19 protein-coding genes are annotated in these 24,860 nt (G+C 39.3%); 18 read left to right on the top strand and 1 reads right to left on the bottom strand.

Features of this window, described 5'->3' with window-relative positions:
* Positions 1 to 180 precede the first annotated feature (180 nt).
* From uvrA to galU, 7 genes are all read left to right on the top strand, one after another.
* The gene (gene uvrA, locus NSS82_RS27895; protein WP_036678625.1) at positions 181 to 3,054 is read left to right on the top strand and encodes an excinuclease ABC subunit UvrA; all 2,874 of its coding nucleotides are present in this window, start codon (positions 181 to 183) and stop codon (positions 3,052 to 3,054) included.
* 961 nt (positions 3,055 to 4,015) lie between these two features.
* Positions 4,016 to 4,225 (top strand): DUF2759 family protein, encoded by a 210-nt coding sequence (locus NSS82_RS27890; RefSeq protein ID WP_036678627.1) that lies wholly within the window; start codon positions 4,016 to 4,018, stop codon positions 4,223 to 4,225.
* Between the two features lie 128 nt (positions 4,226 to 4,353).
* The gene (locus NSS82_RS27885; RefSeq protein ID WP_076273719.1) at positions 4,354 to 5,451 is read left to right on the top strand and encodes a S1C family serine protease; all 1,098 of its coding nucleotides are present in this window, start codon (positions 4,354 to 4,356) and stop codon (positions 5,449 to 5,451) included.
* 27 nt (positions 5,452 to 5,478) lie between these two features.
* Positions 5,479 to 7,392, top strand: coding sequence for a stalk domain-containing protein (locus tag NSS82_RS27880; RefSeq protein ID WP_076273720.1), 1,914 nt, complete (start codon positions 5,479 to 5,481; stop codon positions 7,390 to 7,392).
* Positions 7,393 to 7,515: 123 nt separating this feature from the next.
* A complete protein-coding gene (locus NSS82_RS27875) occupies positions 7,516 to 8,190 on the top strand; it encodes a hypothetical protein (RefSeq protein WP_076273721.1) in 675 nt (224 codons plus the stop codon).
* Between the two features lie 393 nt (positions 8,191 to 8,583).
* Positions 8,584 to 11,106 (top strand): U32 family peptidase, encoded by a 2,523-nt coding sequence (locus NSS82_RS27870; RefSeq protein WP_076273722.1) that lies wholly within the window; start codon positions 8,584 to 8,586, stop codon positions 11,104 to 11,106.
* A gap of 319 nt (positions 11,107 to 11,425) precedes the next feature.
* Positions 11,426 to 12,313: a UTP--glucose-1-phosphate uridylyltransferase GalU gene (gene galU, locus NSS82_RS27865; RefSeq protein ID WP_036678633.1), complete on the top strand. Its 888-nt coding sequence runs from the start codon at positions 11,426 to 11,428 to the stop codon at positions 12,311 to 12,313.
* Between the two features lie 71 nt (positions 12,314 to 12,384).
* Here the strand turns inward: galU and NSS82_RS27860 are convergent, their stop codons facing one another.
* Positions 12,385 to 15,138 carry an O-antigen ligase family protein gene (locus NSS82_RS27860; protein WP_076273723.1) on the bottom strand — a complete coding sequence of 918 codons (2,754 nt, stop codon included), beginning with the start codon at positions 15,136 to 15,138 and terminating at the stop codon, positions 12,385 to 12,387.
* 113 nt (positions 15,139 to 15,251) lie between these two features.
* Here NSS82_RS27860 and NSS82_RS27855 point away from each other — a divergent pair, with 113 nt between their 5' ends.
* The 11 genes from NSS82_RS27855 (at position 15,252) to rfbC (ending at position 24,844) form a co-directional block, all read left to right on the top strand.
* Positions 15,252 to 16,037, top strand: a complete 786-nt coding sequence (locus NSS82_RS27855) for an ABC transporter permease (protein WP_081386742.1) — start codon at positions 15,252 to 15,254, stop codon at positions 16,035 to 16,037.
* A gap of 11 nt (positions 16,038 to 16,048) precedes the next feature.
* Positions 16,049 to 16,786, top strand: coding sequence for an ABC transporter ATP-binding protein (locus NSS82_RS27850; protein WP_076273724.1), 738 nt, complete (start codon positions 16,049 to 16,051; stop codon positions 16,784 to 16,786).
* Between the two features lie 9 nt (positions 16,787 to 16,795).
* The gene (locus tag NSS82_RS27845; protein ID WP_081386743.1) at positions 16,796 to 17,677 is read left to right on the top strand and encodes a glycosyltransferase family 2 protein; all 882 of its coding nucleotides are present in this window, start codon (positions 16,796 to 16,798) and stop codon (positions 17,675 to 17,677) included.
* A complete protein-coding gene (locus NSS82_RS27840) occupies positions 17,674 to 19,911 on the top strand; it encodes a glycosyltransferase (protein WP_076273726.1) in 2,238 nt (745 codons plus the stop codon). Before NSS82_RS27845 ends, NSS82_RS27840 begins: the two co-directional genes overlap by 4 nt.
* Positions 19,883 to 20,449: a hypothetical protein gene (locus NSS82_RS27835; RefSeq protein ID WP_076273727.1), complete on the top strand. Its 567-nt coding sequence runs from the start codon at positions 19,883 to 19,885 to the stop codon at positions 20,447 to 20,449. Before NSS82_RS27840 ends, NSS82_RS27835 begins: the two co-directional genes overlap by 29 nt.
* Before the next feature lie 4 nt (positions 20,450 to 20,453).
* Entirely contained in the window at positions 20,454 to 21,893 is a 1,440-nt protein-coding gene (locus NSS82_RS27830) for a DUF2142 domain-containing protein (RefSeq protein WP_076273728.1), read from the top strand.
* Between the two features lie 17 nt (positions 21,894 to 21,910).
* Entirely contained in the window at positions 21,911 to 22,612 is a 702-nt protein-coding gene (locus NSS82_RS27825) for a glycosyltransferase family 2 protein (protein WP_076273729.1), read from the top strand.
* An 11-nt stretch (positions 22,613 to 22,623) separates the two neighbouring features.
* Positions 22,624 to 22,995 (top strand): DUF2304 domain-containing protein, encoded by a 372-nt coding sequence (locus tag NSS82_RS32750; protein ID WP_076273730.1) that lies wholly within the window; start codon positions 22,624 to 22,626, stop codon positions 22,993 to 22,995.
* 104 nt (positions 22,996 to 23,099) lie between these two features.
* Positions 23,100 to 23,534: a GtrA family protein gene (locus NSS82_RS32745; protein WP_081386744.1), complete on the top strand. Its 435-nt coding sequence runs from the start codon at positions 23,100 to 23,102 to the stop codon at positions 23,532 to 23,534.
* Positions 23,531 to 24,274 (top strand): sugar phosphate nucleotidyltransferase, encoded by a 744-nt coding sequence (locus tag NSS82_RS27820; protein ID WP_076273732.1) that lies wholly within the window; start codon positions 23,531 to 23,533, stop codon positions 24,272 to 24,274. The genes NSS82_RS32745 and NSS82_RS27820 overlap by 4 nt, the downstream gene beginning before the upstream one ends.
* A gap of 21 nt (positions 24,275 to 24,295) precedes the next feature.
* Positions 24,296 to 24,844, top strand: a complete 549-nt coding sequence (rfbC, locus tag NSS82_RS27815; protein WP_076273733.1) for a dTDP-4-dehydrorhamnose 3,5-epimerase — start codon at positions 24,296 to 24,298, stop codon at positions 24,842 to 24,844.
* Positions 24,845 to 24,860: the final 16 nt, after the last annotated feature.

Raw genomic sequence — 24,860 nt, 5'->3', positions numbered from 1 at the left:
TTATAGTCACTAAGTTACGTCCCACCATACTCCTTCTCCAGAAAATGCGGGTGTCCAGAGGGTGCAACCCTTGGGGCCCTCCCTTGGAAGGGAGGGTTTGGGAGGGATCGAAAGGCTTTGAAAAGGCTTTGAGAATATTTTGAAATAAAGTTGAAATAGTTTTTTAAAGGAGAGGTTCCGTTGGCGAACGAAAATATTGTAATTAAAGGCGCGAGGGCGCACAATCTCAAAAACATCGATGTGACGATTCCACGTGACCGTTTCGTCGTGCTGACGGGACTGAGCGGCTCAGGTAAATCATCGCTTGCATTTGATACGATTTATGCTGAAGGACAACGGCGTTATGTTGAATCTTTGTCAGCTTATGCACGTCAGTTTTTGGGACAAATGGAGAAACCAGATGTGGATTCAATTGATGGTTTGTCCCCGGCGATATCTATAGATCAGAAGACAACAAGCCGGAACCCACGCTCCACGGTAGGTACAGTTACGGAGATTTATGACTATTTGCGGTTGCTCTTTGCACGTATTGGTCATCCCCATTGCCCAGAGCATGGTATTGAGATTACCTCCCAGACCGTTGAACAGATGGTAGACCGGATTATGCAGTATCCCGAGAAAACTCGGTTGCAAATCCTGGCGCCAATCATTTCAGGACGTAAAGGTGAGCATAAAGGACTCTTCACAGATATCTCTAAGCAAGGCTTCGTACGTGTGCGTGTGGACGGGGAACTAAGAGATCTGTCTGAGGATATTGAACTAGAAAAGAATAAAAAACATACAATAGAAGTTGTGGTAGACCGGATCGTTGTTAAAGACGATGTGGAGACCCGGCTGACGGATTCACTGGAGACGGCGCTTAAGCTTTCGGGCGGTAAAATCCTTGTGGATATCATCGGCCAGGAAGAGCTGCTTTTCAGCTCTAACTTTGCTTGTCCAATTTGTGGTTTTAGTATTGAAGAGTTGGCACCACGGATGTTCTCTTTCAACAGTCCGTTTGGAGCTTGTACAGAGTGTGATGGACTTGGCATGAAGATGGTGGTCGATCCAGACCTGCTTATTCCTGATGCTGAGAAATCCATCGAAGAAGGTGCTTTTTTAGCTTGGACTGGAAGTACTTCTAATTACTATCCGCAATTCCTAAAGTCGGTTTGTGAACACTTTAAAATTCCACAGAACGTTCCGGTAAGCAGTCTGACACCTGATCATATGAATAAATTACTGAACGGTACAGGCAGTGAGAAGGTCCGCTTCCGTTATGAAAATGATTTCGGTCAAAAGAAAGATGCGATGGTTGCTTTTGAAGGGATTATACCTAACCTCGAGCGGCGTTACCGTGAAACTGCTTCGGATGGTATTCGTGAATTTATCGAAGGGTTTATGAGTGCTAAGCCATGTCATGTATGTAAAGGTAAACGTCTGAAAAAAGAAATATTAGCTGTGACTATCAATGATCATAATATTTCTGATGTTACGGACCTTTCAATAGGAGACTGCCAGCATTGGTTTGAAGAGATAAAATTGAGCGAAAAAGAAACAGCCATCGCCAACCTCATTCTAAAAGAGATCTGCAATCGGCTTGGATTCCTTGTGAATGTAGGCTTGGATTATTTGACGCTTAGCCGTGCAGCGGGTTCGCTTTCCGGTGGTGAGGCGCAGCGTATTCGGTTGGCTACTCAGATCGGTTCAAGTCTCATGGGTGTATTGTACATTCTGGATGAGCCAAGTATTGGCTTGCATCAACGGGACAATGATCGCCTGATCTCTACGCTTGCGCATATGCGTGATTTAGGCAACACGCTGATTGTTGTAGAGCATGACGAAGATACGATGATGGCAGCGGATTATATTATTGATATTGGTCCGGGCGCAGGTATTCATGGTGGACAAGTTATGGCTCAAGGGACGCCAGAAGAGATTATGAAAGATCCAAATTCATTAACGGGTGAATATTTAAGTGGACGTAAATTTATTCCGGTTACCGCTAAACGCCGTCCTACCGATGATCGATGGGTAGAAATACGTGGTGCTAAAGAGAATAACCTGAAAAATGTGAATGTGAAGATTCCATTAGGTGTATTTACAGCGGTGACAGGTGTATCGGGTTCCGGTAAATCCTCGCTTATCAACGAGATTCTTTACAAGAGTTTAGCACGGCAGCTGAATAAGGCTGTGAAGGTGCGTCCTGGTCAGCATAAAGAAATTCGTGGACTAGAAAATCTCGATAAGGTTATTGAAATCGATCAGTCGCCAATCGGGCGGACACCGCGCTCCAACCCAGCAACTTATACAGGTGTATTCGATGACATCCGTGACCTATTCTCCAAGACAAATGAGGCTAAGGTACGTGGTTTCCAAAAGGGACGCTTCAGCTTTAACGTAAAAGGCGGACGTTGTGAAGCTTGCCGTGGAGACGGGATCATTAAGATTGAGATGCACTTCTTGCCGGACGTATACGTCCCTTGCGAAGTATGTAAAGGCAAACGGTATAACCGGGAAACACTAGAAGTGAAATATAAAGGCAAAAACATTTCAGATGTGTTAGAGATGACGGTAGAGGACGCAACAGAGTTTTTTGTAAATATCCCGCGTATCCATCGTAAAATGCAAACACTGATGGATGTAGGACTTGGTTATATTAAGATTGGTCAACCGGGAACCACTTTATCCGGTGGTGAAGCACAGCGGGTAAAATTGGCTTCTGAGCTCTACCGTCGCAGCACGGGTAAAACACTTTATATTTTGGATGAGCCTACGACAGGTCTGCATGTAGATGACATTGGTCGTCTGCTTGAGGTATTGCATCGTTTGGTGGATTCCGGAGAATCGGTTCTTGTTATTGAACATAATCTGGATGTAATCAAGACTGCGGATTATATCATCGATATGGGACCGGAAGGTGGTAGCGGCGGTGGTACCGTCCTGGCAACAGGAACACCGGAGAAGATCATTACTGTCACAGAGTCTTACACAGGTAAATATCTGAAGCCGGTTCTGATTCGTGATACAGAGCGGACCGAAGCGCTTATGCTTGAGACGGCGGAAACCAAATAAACAGTAAGTAATATAACCTATGTATAATAAGGCCTCGGTATCTTGCCGGGGCTTTTATTGTAGGTTGTAAGCAATAATTTCTTGAAGGGAAACATCTGACAACTAACAGCTAATAGCTAACCTCGTCCTCTAGAATGGAGTCAAAGCGACTTAAGGCGTTGTGGGATTATCTGGTAATTGTGCGAAAGATGGCTCATAGATATATGATGTGATATTTCTAGCAAAAGTTATACGAATTCTATAGAAAAAATGGATTTAATAATAGGCAAGGTAGGCATATGTAGGACATGTTCGTAGTAAGATTCAATGAGGAGTATTCTGTTGATAGGGTTAACAAGTAATTGATTAACGTTAGGGCCAAAAGTTCCTTGAAAACCGAATAATTAATCATCATATCACTCTATCAAATAACTGTTTGTTAGATTAGGGAAAACTTCCCTGAAAATCCGAGTTTTTAGATCATATAAGGTGAAATCCGGGAAAACCTCCCCAATTATCGGGTGAATTTACTCATATACCCGGTTTTCTAATGATTTTTAGGGAGGAATTCCCTGATAACCACAAAATGAACTGTTAATCGGACAATTTTAGGGAGAATTTCCCTAATTCATTAAAAACCTAAATTTAGAGCCCGGAATGTTAAGTTCTAAGTTCTAAGTTCTAAATTTCAATTCACTGCTCAATTTATTTCATCTCTAAAGCAGTTAACGGACTTTCTATTGTAACCTTCACGACGAAAGAGATGATTGGGCTCACAGCACTTTTTCACTATGTTGCACCCAATTGTCAGTGATTAATCTCATCAATATTACGGATTTTGCAGGGATAAAATATATTTTTTGCGACAAATACATAATTTTTCTACAAAACCTATTGCATCGCCCAAATGGTAGCGATAACATAGAAGGTGATATGGGGATTACTGGATCTTGCTTGACAACATTTTTGAGGAGGTAAGGTTATGCTGCTTGCAGAAGTTGCCGCGCAAGGACCGTCTAAATTTCATACCTTTGATGTGTTTATGATTTTATTTACCATCTTGATTTTGGTCGGGGTTGTTCGACTATTGAAAGCTCCCCAGAAGAACAAATTTGCCATTGGTTTTGGAGCCGTTAGCTTGCTGGTTTTTGTGATCTCTGACTATGCCATGGTGATGCATTGGTTAAGTTAATGAAAGAACTAAATTGAACAGCTTTGCACCAAAAGACTCCTTTAACGCCATGGGCGCATTGAAGGCGTCTTTTTTCAAATTATATAATGTTAAATTTATCCATTTGCAAAGAGAGGGTCTGGTGAGGAATGAGGAGTATTGGGGAGAAGCTGGTGAGGAAAGGATTGGGTCTATTACTGTGCGGCGTAGTGCTGTCGGGAGTATGGAGTCAGTCGGTGTTTGCTTTTGATAGTACTAGTAAGGTGGTTAGTAAAGCAGCGGCAGAAGATCCGATACCTGGAATTATTAAAAGTATCACTCCTTCTGTTGTGGGCATTATCGGCAAAGATGAGAGTGGCGGGAATAGTGGCCTGGATGATCGGTACAATCTGACGCATGGCTCCGGCATCATTGTGAAATCGAACGGATGGATTATAACCAATGCTCATGTAATCAAGGATCTGCAAAATGCCATAGTAGTCACTTCGGACTCCAAAACCTACAGCGTTAAAGAAACATATCTGGATGAAGTTAGTGATCTGGCGCTGATCAAAATCAATGCCACCCATTTAAAGCCCGCCAAGTTTATACCAGCGAATAGCAAAACAGTGGTTGGGGAGAAGGTTATTGCTATCGGAACACCGATTAGCTTTTCTCTACGAAATTCAGCGACTGTAGGCGTTATAAGTGGTCTTAACCGTGAGGTAGATGCGGCTTATCGTCTTATCCAGAGTGACACAGCGATTAATCCCGGAAATAGCGGAGGGCCGCTAGTAAATATGAAAGGTGAGGTGCTGGGAATCAACAGCCTGAAATACTCAGCGGTGGGTGTGGAAAATATGGGGTTTTCGATTCCAGCGAATACTGTGCAGTATATTATGAACCAGCTTTTAAAATATGGTGAGGTCCAGCATCCGAGTCTGGGGCTAGAGCTGGAGGCAAGCTGGTCTACGGTTGTGGGATTGCCAACGCTGGACCCGCTGTCCGTCACGAAGGTGGTGTCTTCAGAAGCACTCAAGTCAGGGATTGCTGAAGAGGACGTCTTATATAGCATCGACGGGCATCGTGTGGTCTCACTAGTTGATATTAATGAATTGTTCAAAAGCTACCTGCCGGGAGCAACTGTGCGGCTGGTTATGCAAAGCGATGGGGATATCGTCGTCCGTAAACTCGTGCTCACTCAAGGTGATCCGTTGTTAAGCGGAGATGATTATGAAACGGATGGGGACGAGCACGCGGAAGAGTGATCAGCAAACTGGAGAGGGGGACGGTAAATGGGCTTAAAAATTTTAAAGCAAGGATTTTGTGCGATGTTGGCCGTATTACTGCTATTTTCTATATTACCCATACAAACAGCATTAGCTTCAGAAGGAGACAAGCAACAGCTGAGTCTAAAAGTTGGTAGTACTTCAGCTACGGTGAATGGTAAGAAGGTGGCTATTGAGCGGCCTTATAGGGAGAACGGAACGGTTATGGTCCCGCTTGGGGTTTTTAAAAAGACGTTTGGCAGCAATGTTTCCTTAGAGCAGAACGATGTTGTAAAAGTAACCTACGGTACTCATTCAGGGGTGATGACGATTGGGAGTGATATCGCTTGGAAGGATGGAATCAAAGTTAAACTGGGCTCAGCGCCCCGGATGGTTTCAGATGTGCTGATGGTACCGCTACGTTTTATGGCTGATGTGTTAGGTGCGACCCTTACTCAAGGGAGTGGGGGTGAGCTTATGGTTACCCTAGTTCCTGTAGACAACGAAGAAGATACGCCAGAGGATACTGGGATTGACAGCGATGTTGGTAAGACTCAAATTGGAAACAGCTATTTTCAATGGACACTGAATTATCCCTCTGGGCTGATCGCTGGAAATAGCGGTGGGGATGAAAGTGTGGCTACCTTTTCAAGTGCGGACAATCTATATTATGTGGAGATTCATGTAAGTGACCAGGCGGTTGCGGTAGATGCGGAAGGGCTGCTGGAACAGCTGGTTCGGGAGGTCGAGGCAGGTGGGGAGTTGATATTGGATCGGGAGTCGTTCCCCAAAGCCGCGATACCTTATGCTAGATTGATCAGTAAAGATTCCAGTGGAGCGCTCTGGGAAAGTAGACTGTTATATGCTGAAGGTCGACTCTACGAGATTTATTTGACGGATAACAAAGCAGTTAATTATAAAGATTTTGCTAAATACACAGGATTACTTAACTCTTTCCAGCCTTCTTTTGATACTAAAAACAAAAAAATCCGTGATCTTTCTACGGTCAAAAATGGATTGCGTGACGCGTACAATGAGGACTATGGGATTTCGCTACAGGTTCCCGCAGATTGGAGTAAGGATGACCAGCATCTCTATTACGAGAGTAAGCAGGGAAGTCATCTGAGTGTGGCAGTTACCTCGGCACCTGCTGGTTCTACACTAGAGAGCTGGGCTGAAGATCTGAAAATGAAAACTAAAGAAAACTTTGTAGCGGATGCTTATATTCTGAAAGACAGCAACAAGTCGGAGATCTCGGGCGTATCCGCACAAATTAATGAGCTACAGCTAAATTACGGAAACGGTGTTACTACAGAATATCAAGCTCTCATACTCAAAAATGGGTATCGTTATTATTTTGAATATGTAACAGCTGCTGGGCAAGATGACGATAAGGCAAAATTCAAAGCCATCATATCCTCTATTGACATTGATTTTGATCTGCTGAAGGAGAACTTCGGGCGACTCGCTAGTGATGATTATAAGACGCTCAAAAATAAGACATTAACCAAAGTATCCAAAACCTACGGTTATGCCATTGATATTCCAAGTTTATGGACACCTTATCAGGATATTTTTGAGACACAGTCGATTGAATATCGCTTCAGCGGAGGACGTCTACAGATCAACTCAAAATCCGAGGGTTCAGTAGATTATACAGTTAATGTTCTCAAAGATGCTTATCAAAATAAAAATAATGATCCCAAAGGCCCTCGTATAGAAAGTGTAGTGGAGTCTACCTTTGCGGATGTCCCTGCTACGATCATAACTGCACATCAAATCAAAAATGGTATCCCTCTTCGCAGCAAGCAGGTTGTGTTTGGTAAAAATGATGTGGTCTACATGATTACCGTTACGCTGAATGATGCCAATGCCACTGCAGAACAGCAGGCTCTATTAGACAAGACGTTACAATCGTTTCGGTTTACAGGCAGCAAGTAGTTAAAAGAGTACCAATGTCGTAGCTGACACACGAATAGAAGCGTATAATTCAATCAGACGAAGAACGTCCCAGTTGCCGATTTGGCTTGGAGCGTTCTTTTTTTGTATAAAGGGGGAAAAGTAATGATTAATTCGGATTTTGAAAATGAACATCGGTTGTTACTAGAGCGACATTTGAGTCTCAGAACGGGCGAACGGAGAGGAAGATTACTTAGGGGGCACCAATACGCTGAGAAACTATTACTTAAAAATGTCTGGTGGCCACTATTCGGCAACTTAAAGCATTTGCATCCGGAATATGAGGTGTACGATTGGAATCGCAAGTCACAATTTCTTGATGTCGCTTTCCTCCCACCTTTTGGCCGGTTTGGATTGGAATGCGACGGATTTCAGAGCCATGTTAAAGATATGGATCGGGAGAGGTTCAGCTACTCTTTAAACAGAGAAACTTTTTTAACAGGTATGGGGTGGAAAATCATCCATTTTTCTTTTGATGATGTTCAGAACCGCCCTGAGATTTGCCGAATGCTACTTCAAACTGTTATTGGACCTTCCTTAATCCAGAAAAGTCCGGCGAATTATACCTCTCCCTTAGAACGAGAGATTATACGATTAGCGTGGAATTTAGGAAAAGGGATTCGACCCAAGGATGTTATGAACCATTATGATGTTAATTTTCGTACTGCTCGTAAATGGTTGCAGAGTTTAGTGGATAAGGGATACCTGCGGCCTATTATAAATAATACATATATTTGTTACTATGAACCGATAGAAGGGTTGTCGGAAGGGTTGTTTTAGGAGGTTTCGATCCAATGCTATCCAAGTTGGGCATAATGTGAATAACTAAAGGGTGGATTAGTGTATTTGATACAACATTTTATTGTATGTCACGGAATTCCTAGTGAATTGTTGTAAATGTTGCAACTTTTTGTACCGGTTGTCGATACTAGAGTGTGAGAATGATGCTTTATGTACAACATTTAGTTGTCGAAGCGCTGAATTGGGCAATAAAGTTGCATGTTCTACAACATTCATGGAGTAAAGAGAAAGAAGTCAGCTTCCTGACAGCATTATGACTTTTATTCTATATAAATGTTGGTAAACGCATAGCGCTCAAGTGTGATATTTGATACAATTATCAAGTTAATCAACTAGAAATGACCCGTCAAATGGCGGTTTGGGAGGATATAAATGAAAGAGCAACAAATACGCAGAGAAGACGTGGAGCTATTGGCACCCGCAGGTGATTGGGACTGCATGCGTGCAGCGGTAGCAAACGGAGCGGATGCTATCTTTTTTGGCGTAGAGAAGTTTAATGCACGGGCCAGAGCGAACAACTTTCGCATGGACGAGCTGTCGGAAATTATGGCGTTTTTGCATAGCTATGGTGTGAAGGGCTTTTTGACCTTTAATATACTGGTTTTTGAAAATGAATTGTCTGATGCAAAAGAACTGATTGATGCATGCGTGGATGCTGGCGTGGACGCAGTAATTGTACAAGATTTAGGTTTGGTCAAAATGATCCGCGAAATCTCACCGGATTTCCCGATTCACGGATCGACACAGATGACCATTACTTCGCCGGAAGCGGTCGAGTTTACTAAACCTTTTAGTTTGGAACGTGTGGTATTAGGTCGTGAGAACAATCTGAAACAAATTCGTACGATCGGGGAGCAAGCCCGCCTGCCGATGGAAGTATTCGTACACGGTGCTTTATGTGTTTCCTACTCCGGTCAATGTCTGACCTCTGAAATGTGGGGCGGACGTTCTGCCAACCGCGGTGAATGTGCTCAGGCTTGTCGCCTGCCTTATGATCTGATGGTGGATGGTGAGGTAAAACCTATGGGAGACGTAACTTATTTGCTCTCTCCTAAGGACCTGGCAGCAATTGATCTAATGCCTGAGCTGATCGAGGCGGGTGTGACTTCTTTTAAAATCGAAGGTCGCCTCAAAAGCCCGGAATATGTAGCGAATGTAGTTAGTAAGTATCGTAAAGCGATTGATCGGTATTTTGAAGGCGATCTGTCTAAACCTTCGAAGGAGGAGGTGCGTGAGCTGCAACAAAGCTTCTCCCGCGGGTTTACACATGGTTTCCTGGATGGAACGAACAATAAGAAACTGGTAGACGGGACTTTCCCAAAAAGCCGTGGTGTATATTTGGGGACTGTTGAGCAAATTCTGCGTGACGGAGTGGTCTGCCGTATTCATGCACCGCTTAAGCGTGGGGACGGAATTGTTTTTGACGCTGGGGATCCGACGAAAAAAGAAGAAGGCGGTCGTGTCTACGACCTTCGTCGTAAAGGTGTGAAGCTGGAAGGCGAAGCCGGAGAAGGTTGGATCATCGACATCGTAGCCGGTCGTAATGATGTAGATCTTCGTCGTCTAAATGTCGGTGACCGCATTTGGAAGACAAATGACCCTGCGTTAGATAAGGCGCTGCGCCAGACTTATGAAACCGAAAAGCCGTACCGGGTATTTCCGGTACATGTTAGAGTGCAAGGCTGCGTCGGCGAGAAGCTGACGACTTGGTGGACGGACGTTCAGAAGAACGTTACCGTCCGTGTGGACTCGGAGCTCGCGCTGGAAGCCGCGCAAAAGCGTCCGATGGATACCGCGCTGCTGGAAGAACAATTCGGCCGCCTGGGCGGGACCGTGTTCCAGCTTGACGCGTTGGAGTCGCATCTGCAAGGCGAAGTCATCGTCCCTATGCGCGAGCTGAACAGCATCCGCCGCCAAGCGGTGGAGCTGCTTGCGGGCGAGCGCCCGAAACCGCCCGTCTACGTGAAACGGGCGATCGAGGTTTACGGCGACGCCACCCGCAGGGGTGTCGCTCCGCAGCGCGCTGGTGAAGCGGAGCTCACCGCGCTGTGCCGCAGTCTGCCGCAGGTGCAGGCTGCGCTCGAGGCCGGCGTGAGAAACATCTACGCCGACTTCGAGTTTATCAAGCAGTTCCCGGCAGCGGTAGATGCGGTACGGGCTGCAGGGGCCAGCATAGCGCTGGCCACGCCGCGCATTCATATGCCGGGCGAGAACGGCTACCACGCGAATATTCTTCGCTTGCAGCCGGATGCTGTGCTCGTGCGTAATACAGGCGCGTTGTATTATTATCTGCGCCGCCGCCAGGAGCAACCGTATGCTGTGCATCCACGCCTGATTGGCGATTTCTCATTGAATATCGCCAATCATAAAGCAGTGGATTTGTTCCTTGAGGCAGGCTGTGACATAGTAACGCCATCCTATGACTTGAACATTCAACAGATGGTCGATCTGCTTGAGCACAGCGATACTTCCCGGATGGAGGTCGTTATCCATCAGCATTTGCCGATGTTCCATACTGAACACTGTGTGTACTGTACCTTTATGAGTGAAGGCACTGACTATACGAACTGTGGTCGTCCTTGTGAAGAGCACCGTGCTTCTTTGCAAGACCGTATTGGAATGTCACATCCAGTTCGTGTGGATGAAGGCTGCCGTAATACCGTCTATAACGCTGTTGAGCAGTCTGGTGCGGAGTATTTGAACAATTTCCGTGACCTAGGAGTATCTTCATACCGTGTGGAGTTCTTGGAAGAGACGCCAGAGCAAGTGGCTGAGGTAATCAGCCTCTACAGCCGCGCTCTGCGTGGTGAAATATCTGGTACGCAGGTATGGAAGAGCCTAAAGGCTACTAACCAACTTGGCGTAACGCGTGGGCAATTGGTGAACGCGAAGTAATAAGAGTTAAGAGTTAAAGAAAAAGGGCTAAGTAACTACCAGGTAGATGCTGGTATTGCTTAGCCCTTTTTATTTGATTTGATCTCGTCCTCATCCTAATTTGCATATACTAAATAATATATCGTAAGGGTCAGCAAAGTGTTTATTCTAGAAATAAATGGTTTATAATGCCGTCTCTCTTATTTAGATGGAATAGATATACAAATATAACAAACACTCTGACATAAATCTGCTATAACTGCTATAATTGAAGGAAATATGCCATTTTACATACTGAGTATTTAGAATGGAAGAGTATCCGACAGAAGGAGTTAATGTGATGAAAATCCGTAAAGCCATTATACCAGCCGCAGGTCTTGGTACCCGTTTTTTGCCTGCGACCAAAGCAATGCCTAAAGAAATGCTACCGATTGTAGATAAACCGACGATCCAATATATTGTTGAAGAAGCTGTTGCTTCCGGGATCGAGGATATTATTATTGTAACAGGGAAAGGTAAACGTGCGATTGAAGACCACTTTGATAACTCTTTTGAACTGGAATTTAACTTAGCAGAGAAGCAGAAGTGGGAGCTGCTTGAATCCGTTCGTAAATCTTCCGAAATGGCAGATATCCACTACATTCGTCAAAAAGAACCAAGAGGTCTCGGACATGCAATTTGGTGTGCACGTAAATTCATAGGAAACGAACCGTTTGCTGTCCTGCTAGGCGATGATATTGTTGAAGCGAATAAACCTTGTCTCAAACAGATGATAGATGTTTATGACGAGTATAAATCTTCTATCGTGGGTGTTCAGCCTGTTCCATGGGAAGAAGTATCACGGTATGGTGTTGTAGATGCTTCGCCTTTGGCAGAACGGGTATATAAAGCTAATCGTCTAGTAGAAAAGCCAAAGAGAGAAGAGGCTCCTTCTAATCTAGCAATTTTAGGACGATACATCTTAACTCCACGTATCTTCGATATGCTAGGTGAGCAGCAGGTAGGTGTAGGTGGAGAGATCCAACTTACTGATGCGATAGCACGTCTAAGCGAGGTTGAACGAATTATTGCCTATGACTTTGAAGGTAAACGTCATGATGTGGGTGAGAAAATGGGCTTTATCCAGACTACCATTCATTATGCACTTCAACACGAGGAGCTTAAAGATGACTTGCTTCGTTATATGAAAGAGCTTGTCGAGAGCGAAGCAGCTAAGGTTGGGCTATAAGTAAATCTCATAAAATAAAAAAGGCGCGCCACTGTAATTACAGTGGCGCGCTTTTAGGGTTTCATTCTTTTTTAAAATTGTGAATTTGTAATGGCCTCAACTTGTGCTGCTTCCGCAGGATCAGCTGCGATCAGCGAATCGTATAGTGCCTGATCCTCGCCACCAGTTTTCGCCAGTGCAGCTAGGTACCAACGGGCAATCTCACGATTGGTTGCATCAGCGAAATCTTGGCTTAAGGCTGTTTTTAAGATAGAGGCTGCAATTTGTATCTTTCCAGACATATACTGCATCTTTCCTACCTTCAGTGTCACATCCGGATTAAATGTCTTCGAAGGATCATTATCCGCAAGTACATGATCGTAGGCCAAAAGCCCAATAACAAAGCCAGCTTTCATGTTGTCTATTCTATCTGGATTATCTTGTTGTGCATAAGCTGCCTGCCCCAAATCAAATGAACGGCTGATGAGTGAACTGTACCAATTTATATCCCATGGAGTTTCACTGTTCATGATATCCGTGTAATTAGCATCTGAATTAAGCTTGAGAGTGGTCTTCGCCGCATCCTCTTGTCCGGATAAAAGTTGCATTTTGCCAACGTTTAAAGCGATAGTTGGCGTTACTGAGAAAGGACGCCCTTGCAGTTGTTCTGGTGGAAGAGTCTTCAGATGTTCAATCCCAGCAAGAACATGATTATATGCTTCTTGCGCTTCATTGAAATACTCTTGTTTCTTTGTCTCATCCTTTTGATTAAGTGCTTGCTGACCTAATGCAAAAGAACGGCTGATTATTGCATCATACCAATCGATATCCCAGTTGAACTTATCTGCGTTGTCACGGTAAATACCCAAGGCGACGTCACTTTGACCTTTCAGATCGTAGTAGCTCACTAATTGGAGCAGAAGATTTTTGTTGTATGGCTCATCTTTGAGTGCGCGAGTTAAAACACTGTAAGATTCGTCAAGGAACTGTTCCTCTTGGGTCTGGCTAAATACCTGCTGATCCAAGGCTGAAAGATAAATTGTCGATTCTGGATGGCTTGGGCGTTTGTTCAAAGTCTCTATCAAGGGAGCTCTAAGCTCTTCGTAAGAATTGCTATAACCCCGTAATTGTTTAGCTTTCAAAGCGGAGTTACTGGAGCCAATATAGCTAATTGATAAGAACACTAGGAACAAGGTTCCTAAAGAAAGCACAGCGAGGTATCCAAAACGGATGCCCGCTTTATCCCAATTTTTCCGCAGTGGCTTGCTATCCATAACAGCTGCCATTCCAGCAAGACCAATAAAAACTAGTATGCCCATAAAGGCATAACTCATATTGAAATCAAGTAGACTGTGCACAAGAATAGAGAGAGCAATAATTAAATAGAAGAAACCATTCTCGAATTCATTCTTATCCCGTTTTACATATCCACGAATATATTTATAGAAGATATACAGAATGAAGCTCATAAAGATGATAAATCCAACAATACCTACTTCAATGAGAAATTGTAAGAAGAAGTTATGCACCTGCCGGCTTGTATAAGGGTTATTCTGATAATGCTCATAGAGTGATGCCCAGCCTCCTCCACCAGCACCGAGGATCGGATAATCCTTAACCACCTTCAAGGCATCCTTATAAAAAGTAATCCGCTCGAGTACGCTATGTTGTTGGAAGTTGATGTTCTCTAGGCGAGTCTCCATATTGTCGGGTAAGATGCTTTTTGCACTTGTACCAATGAGCAAGAATGCTACAATGGCTACCAGCACAACTGATCCGAGTGGGATCCATAGACCCGTCAGTTTACGGGACGACACTTTCTCCAATTTCATATGTAACCATGGAGATACGAAACGTTGGATCACCCAGCCGATAATGGCAACAACTATTGAAGCACCCAGCAGGTATCCCCAACCCTTTAAGGCAGCGGATGAAGTGAAATTTGTATTTAACTCTAAGCCCAGATTGGTCACTGGAGTTGTAATTAGTAGCGAAGCAATACCAGCAACTCCTAGATGCAGAATCCAAAGGATTTGCTGTGCAGGTTTTAGGAATAGAAGTAGGAGTATGAATACTACAGGTAGCAGGACTAAGCCGCCACGAGATAACGTCAGTAGGATAGAAACAATGATAGGTACCAACATAAAGCTGTGTGTTAACGTTCCATACCAATTTTTAGAGCGAATAAGCGCGAATATTGCTACAAATAGAAAGGCCATCAAGAAGGCAGCGTACGTGTTTGCGTACTGAAAGATCGAAGTCAGACGAAGTCCGTTAGAGTCAGTCATAACAGCATCTAAATAGACATCATTTCGGACAGTGTTTGAGAACCAACCTATAAGATTTCCTGCTAATTTACTACTGCCTAGCCAATTTAAAAGTCCAAAACCCACTATAAAATACGCAATCGCTAATATAGCATTTTGAATGACAACATTTACTTGCTTTTGCTTCATGAGATAAAAGGCTATAATGAAAACTGCGGCATATGTACACTGAATGAACAGCATATTCATCGCCGTATAATGCGAAACTGCGACAAACAGTGACAGAGCATAGGTCACAGGGAGCAATAACGCTGCCCAAGCTACTAAATCACTCTGCTCTTCAAGCTTGAATTTTTTGTAGTTCAAGCCAACACAGACTAGCAGCATCAGTGCGCTTAATAGTGCGGATACATATATTGGCTTCTCGTAATCTACTAGCGATCCATTAAACAATCCCACTTGAAATGGGGTCCAACACAAAAATAGAATAAAACCAACAACTAATGCCCATATCGGACTTGCTATCTTTTCAACATTTCTCGACTGAGCGGCGTTTTTACCGTATACTGGTTTCGACACGTTATAATCTCCTTTTCCTGTAGGTACGACAATATTTTAGCATATTCTGAATTGTAGTATCTATATTATAAATGACAGGCAGTTAAATAAACGATGAATAGGTGAATCTTACAGTGAGCGAACTTAAAAAGTATGTTATTAATTTTATGAAATATCAAGAGTTATTAAAACTACTAGTTATAAAGGATATAAAAATTAAATACAAGAGGTCTGCTTTAGGAATATTATGGAGTGTTTTAAATCCGCTGTTTACTATGCTGATAATTACATTAGTCTTTCAACAATTGTTCAAGTTTAATATTGAATATTTTGCGGCATATGTAATAACAGGGCAAGTATTGTTTTCTTTCTTTTCAGATTCTACTTCATTGGCTATGACCTCAATATTTTCTTCGGGGCAAATTATTAAAAAGGTATATGTTCCTAAGTACATATTTCCCATATCTAAAATTGCCTATTCTTTAGTAAATATGCTCTTTTCATTTTGTGCAGTATTAATCGTATGTGCTGTCACTGGAGTTCATCTGAAATGGACAATTCTTTTTAGCTTTGTTTCAATAGGCTATTTGTTTCTTTTTAGTATCGGAGTTGGAATGATCCTGTGCAGTTTAGTTATTTTCTTTAGAGATATAGAACACATATATGGCGTACTGATGACGGCATGGATGTATGCTACTCCCATCATCTATCCAATGGCAACAATTCCAGATAAATATCTCTTTCTTCTCTATAGTAATCCAATGTTTTATTTTGTCACACATTTTCGAGAAGGGTTACTTTACGGACGTATTCCTTCATTTGAATTAAATTTACAATGTTTTAATTATGCTTTTATTACATTGATTGCCGGATTATATTTATTTAAGAAACGTCAAGATAAATTCATCTTATACATTTAAGGAGCGGGGAAATGGAAGAAGTAATTGTTGACATTAATAATGTCTCAATGTGTTTTAATATGACGACTGAAAAAATTAGCACTCTAAAAGAATATTTAATAAAGAAGCTTAAACGTCAAATTTCTTATACTGAGTTTTGGGCTCTTAATGATGTGAGTTTTAAAATTAGAAAAGGTGAAATCTTTGGGGTGTTAGGTCTAAATGGCGCAGGGAAAAGTACCTTACTTAAAGTAATAGCGGGTGTGTTAAAACCTACCATTGGGAGTGTCGAAGTTTTTGGGCGAATGGCTCCTCTTATAGAATTAGGGGCTGGATTCGATGCTGAATTAACTGCAAGAGAAAATATATTCCTAAATGGCGCTGTATTGGGATACAAGAAAAGAGAGATGAAAGCTAAATTTGATGAAATTGTTGAATTCTCAGAGCTAGAAGAGTTCATCGATGTACCTATTAAAAATTTTTCTTCAGGAATGTACGCTAGATTAGGATTTGCTATAGCCACAGCAACAACTCCCGATGTTCTCATTTGTGATGAAATTCTTTCAGTTGGAGATTTTAAGTTTCAAGAGAAATGTGAAAAGAAAATCAAACAGATGGTGGATGTTGGGACTACTGTAATACTTGTTTCTCATTCTATTGACCAAATTAGAAGTATGTGTAGTCAAGGAGTTATTTTGGAGAAAGGTAAGCTAATAAGTGTGGGAAACATTACAGAAATTTGTGATTATTATTACTCAAAATATAATTGAAATTTGGAGATGAAATTGCGATATCTTATTAGTCTATATTATAGGGTTTATTCATATTTTATTAGAATTAAAATCAAACTATTTATCTTTAGAGAATTTATAACGAGAAATACTGGATATAAAAAATGGATACAAAATAATGAGAATTATGAAGATAAGGAATCTATTTTTGATTATATGCCGCTTATTTCTATAATTGTCCCAGTATATAACGTTAAAGAAATTTTTTTGCGCGAATGCATTGAATCTGTACTAAGACAAAACTATACTAATTGGGAATTGTGTATTGTGGATGATAATTCCACTGAGTCACATGTAAAATCTGTACTGGAAGAATATAAAGCAAAAGATAATCGTATTCGAATTTCGTTCAGAAAAGAAAACGGCCATATATCTGCTTGCAGTAACACTGCTCTTGAATTAGTAATGGGAGAATACACAGCATTACTTGATAACGATGACATTTTGGCTCCATTTGCTCTACATGAGGTAGTGAGTCGATTAAATGAAAATAAAAATATTGATTTAATATATAGTGACGAGGATAAACTCAAGGATGGCATGCGTTGTTTTCCTTTTTTTAAGCGGAATTACAATAAACACTTAATACAACATATGAATTATATTTGTCATTTTGCTGTATATAGGACAGCAATAATTAAAAGGTTGGATGGCTTTCGGGTAGGTTATGAGGGAGTCCAGGATTGGGATTTAGCAATAAGAGTAATTCGATTAACTAGTCAAATTACTCATATCCCCAAAATTCTCTATCATTGGAGAATTTCTGAAACTTCTACGGCCGGGGGAGAACATAGAAAGTCTTACGTAAAACAATCAAAAAAGAAAATGCTAGCAAATATAAATAACACGTCAAAGGGTGATAGTGAGTGAGTATTGATGCTTTATTAAAAAAATCATTTTCGGTAATAAAATATGAAGGGGTAAATTCATTTGCCAGAAAATCTATCGGATATTCTAAAAGAAAATTGTTAAGAAGGAATAGTGTAAATCACATCTCTTTTAAAGATATATTGTTCATTAACGGTTGTACCTTGCCGCATCCACAACGTTACAGAGTTGATCATCAGATCGAACAATTGCACTTTAACGGATACTCCTGCGATACAGTTTATTATGAAGACCTTACAGTTGATATGGTAAGATACTATAGATCATTTATTTTCTTTCGTTGTCCACATACTGATACAATTGAGGCATTAATTAATAAAGCAAAATACTTTAATAAAACGGTCATTTTTGATATTGATGATTTAGTTATCGACTATAAGTATGTAAAACAGATAAAACATCTTGAAACATTAACTGCTCAAGAAATGGAAATGTACATGGATGGGGTAAAACGTACAATGAAAACACTATCAATGTGCGATTATGCGATAACAACTACAGCCAGGCTAGCTAATGAACTAAGTCCTTATGTAAAAGAAGTGTTTATTAATAGAAATGTTGCTTCTGAAAAAATGATTGAGTTATCGTTGCAAGCTACCAAAAATAAATTTGATAAAAGAAATGATTCCGATGTCATCTTGGGATATTTTAGTGGAAGCATAACTCATAATGAGGATTTTGATTTAATATTACCTTCTGTCAAAAATATCTTTACCAAATATAATAATGTATATTTAAAAATTGTTGGTTTCCTTGATTTGCCAGACCAGTTGAAGGAATTTAAAGATCGAATTATATTTGAAAAATTTACAGATTGGACAAATTTACCGGAATTAATAGCTAGTGTTGATATTAATCTTGCTCCTCTTGTAAGTACAGTATTTAATGAAGCAAAATCAGAAAATAAGTGGATGGAAGCAGCTTTGGTTAAAGTTCCTACAATTGCTAGTAATGTAGGAGCATTCAAGGAGGTTATTAAAAACAAAGAGACTGGGGTTCTATGTGACCGATTTGAAGAGTGGGAAATTCAATTAACGGAACTAATCAATAATAAGGAATATCGATATGAACTTGGAGAACGAGCTTTTAATGAAGTTATTCATAAGTGGACAACAGCAAAAACGGGGTATAGACTTTATGATTTTATTGAATCTCATTCAAATCGTAATATAGCTTTTGTATTGCCCTCTACCCAAATTAGTGGTGGGGTTAATGTAGTGATTAAACATTGTAATATACTTAGAGATTCAGGCAAAGATGTTACAATAATTTCCATGAGTGAAGAGGATGAAAATATTATTAATAATGACGGGGAAATTAATGTAATATCCTATCATCGTCATGCTTTTCATGGTTATTTTGAAAAATGTGTAGCTACTCTTTGGTCAACTACTTCATTTTTGAATACTTATCCTAAAATAAAGGATAAGTATTATTTAGTACAGAATTACGAGACCGATTTTTATGAGCCAGGTAATTATTCTCGTGTTTTAGCCAATTTGACTTACACATCCTATAATAATATGAATTATATAACTATTTCAAAATGGTGTGAAAATTGGTTGAAAGAAGATTTTAAAAGAGAGGTTTCTTTTGCACCAAATGGTATAGACTTGTCATTATTTAATTACCGAAAAAGAGATTTCAATAGAAATAAGATTAGAATCTTGGTAGAAGGTAATTCTAAAGATCATTATAAGAATGTAGATGAAAGTTTTAAAATTGTGAATACACTGGATAAAGATAAGTTTGAAATTTGGTATTTATCATATAGCGGAGCTCCTAAGGAATGGTATAAGGTAGACAAATTTCTAAATAAAGTTCCTCACGATGAGGTAGGAATGGTTTATTCACAATGCGATATTTTAATTAAGTCAAGTCTTTTGGAAAGTTTCTCGTATCCCCCTTTGGAAATGATGGCTACGGGCGGTATAGCAATCGTAGCGCCAAACGCAGGGAATATAGAATATCTAAAACATGGGGAAAATTGCTTGTTATATGAACAAGGTAATATACAAAATGCAATAGAAATGATTCAGATGGTATGTGAAAATGAAGATTTAAGAGGAAAATTAATAGAAAACGGACTTGAAATCGCAAGGGAACGAGAATGGGAGAATCTATTAGAACAAATACTGGGATTATATGGATTCCGAGATATTAAAATTGATAGTTACGGAGAATGCTATGAAAAAAAATCAATTGAAATGGTTTAAATATACACTCCTGAGTATATTCATTATTTTTTTGATATATACTTATGTTGGTAATATTGGCGTTGTAAGAGAGTATATTAAACAGGACGTTGAAAACGGTACTATTGGTGAGTTTATAAAGAACTCTGAACTTGAACAATCTTTTTACACTGATCAAAGCAACTTAAGCGGTATATCTGTAAGGTTAGCAACTTATATGAGAACAAATAAGGGAAGTCTATTAATTGGTATAAGAGAAATGGGATCAGATAAAAATATTTATGAAAATAAAATTCAAGTTGATAGTGTTAGAGATAATGAGATGTTTGATTTTAGATTTCCTCCAATTAAATTCTCTAAGGGTAAAATCTACAGCATTTATATTAAGTCGATAGACACTGAGCCAGGTGAATCAATAACTGTGTATAAAAGTAATGAGGAATCATACGAAAATGGTAAACTGTACATCAATGGTAATGAACAAAAGGGGGATCTTGTATTTAGGGCTTACTATAATAGAACAATATTCGACTATTTAAAAAACAAACTAGGAGGTTAATTGATTGAATGGCTATACAATTGAAAAGAAATTTCTCACTTTAGGGTTAATATTTGGGCTGTTACTAGTCTTCTTGGTTCCACCGCTACAGGCACCCGATGAGGATAGTCACTTCAAAAAATCTTTTTTAGTGTCGTCGTTTCATTTATTTCCAGAAAGAAGTCCGGAGGGGGTGGTTGGGAATTATATTCCTCAATCAATAGTTGATTTTGATAATAAACTGAGATATCTTATGGGAAATATGGATGCACGATATTTATATAAAGATCAATATATTGATTCCCATACGAAAGTGAATAGAGGTTCAGAGACGTTTATAGAATACTCTACTTCTCGTTCTAACCCTGTTCTTTTTCTTCCACAAGCATTTGGCATGTTCTTACTAAAAGTAACAATTGATAACCCACTTATTAATTCTAATAACGACCTTTCTCCTATAAACTATATATATGCTGGTAGGATTTTTAATCTGCTGTTCTTTTTGCTATGTTGTTATTACTCGATAAAAATAATACCATTTATGAAAAACACATTGTTTCTTCTATGCTTAATGCCTATGACTATAACTCTGGCATCTTCACTTAGTTATGATTCAGTAATTATTGGTAGTTTATTTTTGTTTATATCAGGTATTTTAAAACTTAGCTATAGTGATAATGTTGAGAAAATTGATACTAAATATCTATATTATATGGTGATTTTTTCGGTAGTTTTGATTCACTTTAAACAAGTTTATTATCCCTTGCTTTTTTTGTTTCTCTTAATTCCATCACATAAATTTAAAAGTAAGAAGGAAAAGTGCAAATGGTTTGTAATATCTATTGTATCTGGTGTTATATCCTTTCTAGTATGGAGTTTTTTTACAAAGATGCTTCTAGGAGTAGACAATATATCTACTGATACAAATTCTATGGATCAACTGAAATTTATACTTACTTCCCCAATTGAATATATACTGATATTAATTAAAACATTGATTGTTAATCTCAAGTTTTATTTAATAGGGTTCATTGGGAATTTAGGCTGGCTCGATACCAATTTTCCTTATCTCTTTATACTAATGTATTGCATACTATTAATAGTAACAGTACTGTTTGACAGGGGAGAAAGTAGGGATAATATTAATATTAAGGAAAAAGGTTTCATTACTAGCATAGGTATACTAATTATTGTGCTAATGGAAACTGCACTTTATATTACATGGACCTCTAAAAGTGAAATAGGAGGTGTGGGATTCGGATTGATTTCTGGAGTACAGGGACGATATTTCATACCTATATCAATTATTGTATTACTCTTATTTAAGATTAATACTACAAGATACAACGAGAAGTTTGATAAGTTCTCAAACGTAATGACATTTTTGATTCCCAAGATTAGTATATTTTCCCTTACTTACACTATGATCATTTTATTATTAAGATATTGGATACCTAGTCCTTAAATGAAAGGGGTAAAGTTATGAGGATTTTGGGAATAGTCCCATGTTATAACGAGGAAGAAAATATTCAATCGTTAATAACTGAACTATCAAAATACAATAATCTTCTAGATTTCATTATTATTAATGATCATTCTACGGACTCAACCGCAGCTATTTGTGAGAATAATAATGTAAACATTATTAATTTACCATGTAACTTAGGGATTGGAGGAGCGGTACAAACAGGTTATCTTTACGCCAATAAGTTCAATTATGATATAGCAATTCAGATTGATGGAGATGGACAGCATGATCCGAGTTATATTAAAGATTTAATTACACCCATTCTAAAAGGGGAAAGTGATTTTGTTATTGGTTCAAGATTCATAAAGAAAGAGGGGTTTCAATCGTCCCTTACTCGAAGATTAGGTATAGTTTATTTCACGAAATTATTAAAATTACTAACGAAGCAAAACATTACTGATCCAACCTCTGGTTTTAGAGCTTGTAATAGAAATATAATCAAGATCTTTTCACATAACTATCCAACCGACTATCCAGAACCAGAGTCAATTATGGCATTAAGCAGAAATGGTTATAAAATAGCAGAGATACCTGTTCAAATGAGAGAACGTGTGGGAGGAGTATCCTCCATCAAAGCACTTAAATCAGTCTACTATATGATAAAAGTTACGATTGCAATTATTATTGATTCTACTAGAAAACAACAAGTTAACTAAGGGTGGTATAAATGTTTCCCTTCAAGCTACAGTTATTTCTTATAATATTATCTGTTTTTTTTCTTATATTATTAATTAATATGATAAAAAAGTATGAATTACAATTAAAGTATGCGTTATTATGGATTACTATGGTTGTAGTAATGCTTGTCATTTCTCTAGTACCTAATATAGCATTTTATTTCACCGATCTATTTGGTTTTCAGGAACCATCCAATTTTGTGTTCTTACTGGGGATATTATGTAGTTTGGTAATAATTTTCAGTTTGAGTATTTCAATTTCCAATGTAACACAAAAAGTTCGACAGATGTCTCAAGAAGTAGGTATGATTAAAAAGCAGATTAAAGAACTCGAGGATAATAATCGAAAACAGATGCTTTAGGAATAAAATGTAGATCTAAGTTAATTGATGCAAAAGAAAGGGAATAAGAATATGAATATAATGACATACACTAGCGAATGTAAAATGAAAAATCTGAGATCATAATGATGATTAGAGAAAGAATACGTAAATTATTCACTAATCAATTTATTAGTTATGTATTTGTAGGAGGAATAGGAACAACTGCACATACAGTCACTTTGTGGTTCATGACAGAATATGTGGGATTAAATCCTTTATTATCATCGACGCTGGGTTTCTTTATTTCTTTATTTATATCATATTATTTGAATAGCATTCTAACATTCAAAAAAAAATTCAATTTCAAAGTTTTTTTAAAGTATTTTGTAGTTTCCTCATTTGGTCTAGTGGTAAATTTGTTGATTTTATTTACAGTTCAGAATGTTTTCCTAATGAATTATATGGTAGGCCAGTTGATTGCAATAGTAGTGGTTCCTATATTGAACTTCGCATTGAATAAATATTGGGCATTCAATTCTAAAACAAAACTAAAAGAAAATTCAAAAGGGATATTTTGAAAGGCATAATCCTAGCTGGAGGTACAGGCTCACGCCTATACCCCTTAACAAAAGTAACAAATAAACATCTTCTTCCCGTAGGGAAATACCCAATGATTTTCCATTCCGTTTATAAATTAAAGCAAGCCGATGTAACAGACATACTCATTGTTACTGGTAAAGAACATATGGGTGATGTTGTTAATCTTTTAGGTAGTGGTCGGGAAATGGGTGTATGCTTTACATATAAAGTACAGGATGAGGCAGGTGGGATTGCTCAGGCCTTGGATTTGGCAGAACAATTTGTTGGAAACGACCAAATGATTGTTATCCTTGGTGATAATGTATTTGCTGATGATATTTCTCCTTATGTTGATAATTTCCGTGAACAAAAATCTGGTGCAAAGATTTTGATCCAAGAGGTCTCAGATCCTAAGCGATTTGGTGTGCCTGAGTTAGATGGCAATCAAATCGTTTCCATTGAAGAGAAGCCAGGTGAGCCTAAGTCTAGCTACGCGGTGACAGGAATTTATATGTTCGATAGTGGAGTGTTTAAGATAATCAAAACGATAACTCCTTCTGCACGTGGAGAATTAGAGATTACTGACGTTAATAATGCATATATTAAACGTGGAGAGTTGACCTTTGATGTTCTTCAAGGCTGGTGGACGGATGCAGGTACACATGCTTCATTAGCTAAGGCACACAATTTGGCCCAAGACCTTGTTTTTGGTGAGGAATTTGGAAAGCTGAAACTTTAGATGTGAAGGAGATTTGTGATTATGAAAGCTACAACATTACAACTACAAGGCGCAAGCCTACTAGAACCGGTTGTCCATGGCGACAACCGGGGTTTTTTTATGGAAAGCTACAACGAAGAAATCATGCACAAGCTTGGCGTTAACTATCAATTTATCCAAGATAACCAATCTCTTTCTGCAGAGGTTGGGGTGTTGCGTGGCTTACATTACCAGTTAAACCCTAAAGCTCAAACTAAATTAATTCGCGTCTTATCCGGTGCTATTTATGATGTTATCGTCGATATCCGTCGTACTTCTCCAACATTTGGGCAATGGGTGGGAGTAATTCTTAGCGAATATAATAAGCGTCAGCTACTGGTGCCTAAAGGCTTCGCGCATGGTTTTTGTACGTTAGTGCCTAACACCCAAGTATTATATAAGGTGGACGAATATTATTCCCCTGAAAATGATCGTGGCATATTATGGAATGATCCAACCTTAGGTATTGATTGGCCGACTTCTAGTCCGATATTGTCGGATAAGGATCAACGTCATCCATTACTGAAAGATGCGGAAATAAACTTTGATTAACAGTGGTAAGCAAGAA

This window comes from Paenibacillus sp. FSL H7-0735 (genome assembly GCF_038008505.1).
GTDB lineage: Bacteria > Bacillota > Bacilli > Paenibacillales > Paenibacillaceae > Paenibacillus_AQ > Paenibacillus_AQ odorifer.
This window is presented reverse-complemented; position numbering and strand designations above follow the sequence as displayed.

Coding starts and splice junctions, on each gene's coding strand:
- NSS82_RS27885 (WP_076273719.1), top strand. CDS start 4,354: ATGAGGAGTATTGGGGAGAAGCTGGTGAGGAAAGGATTGGGTCTATTA.
- NSS82_RS27850 (WP_076273724.1), top strand. CDS start 16,049: ATGGAAGAAGTAATTGTTGACATTAATAATGTCTCAATGTGTTTTAAT.
- NSS82_RS32750 (WP_076273730.1), top strand. CDS start 22,624: ATGTTTCCCTTCAAGCTACAGTTATTTCTTATAATATTATCTGTTTTT.
- rfbC (WP_076273733.1), top strand. CDS start 24,296: ATGAAAGCTACAACATTACAACTACAAGGCGCAAGCCTACTAGAACCG.
- NSS82_RS27875 (WP_076273721.1), top strand. CDS start 7,516: ATGATTAATTCGGATTTTGAAAATGAACATCGGTTGTTACTAGAGCGA.
- NSS82_RS27880 (WP_076273720.1), top strand. CDS start 5,479: ATGGGCTTAAAAATTTTAAAGCAAGGATTTTGTGCGATGTTGGCCGTA.
- NSS82_RS27835 (WP_076273727.1), top strand. CDS start 19,883: ATGAAAAAAAATCAATTGAAATGGTTTAAATATACACTCCTGAGTATA.
- NSS82_RS27870 (WP_076273722.1), top strand. CDS start 8,584: ATGAAAGAGCAACAAATACGCAGAGAAGACGTGGAGCTATTGGCACCC.
- NSS82_RS27825 (WP_076273729.1), top strand. CDS start 21,911: ATGAGGATTTTGGGAATAGTCCCATGTTATAACGAGGAAGAAAATATT.
- NSS82_RS27845 (WP_081386743.1), top strand. CDS start 16,796: ATGAAATTGCGATATCTTATTAGTCTATATTATAGGGTTTATTCATAT.
- NSS82_RS27890 (WP_036678627.1), top strand. CDS start 4,016: ATGCTGCTTGCAGAAGTTGCCGCGCAAGGACCGTCTAAATTTCATACC.
- NSS82_RS32745 (WP_081386744.1), top strand. CDS start 23,100: ATGATGATTAGAGAAAGAATACGTAAATTATTCACTAATCAATTTATT.
- galU (WP_036678633.1), top strand. CDS start 11,426: ATGAAAATCCGTAAAGCCATTATACCAGCCGCAGGTCTTGGTACCCGT.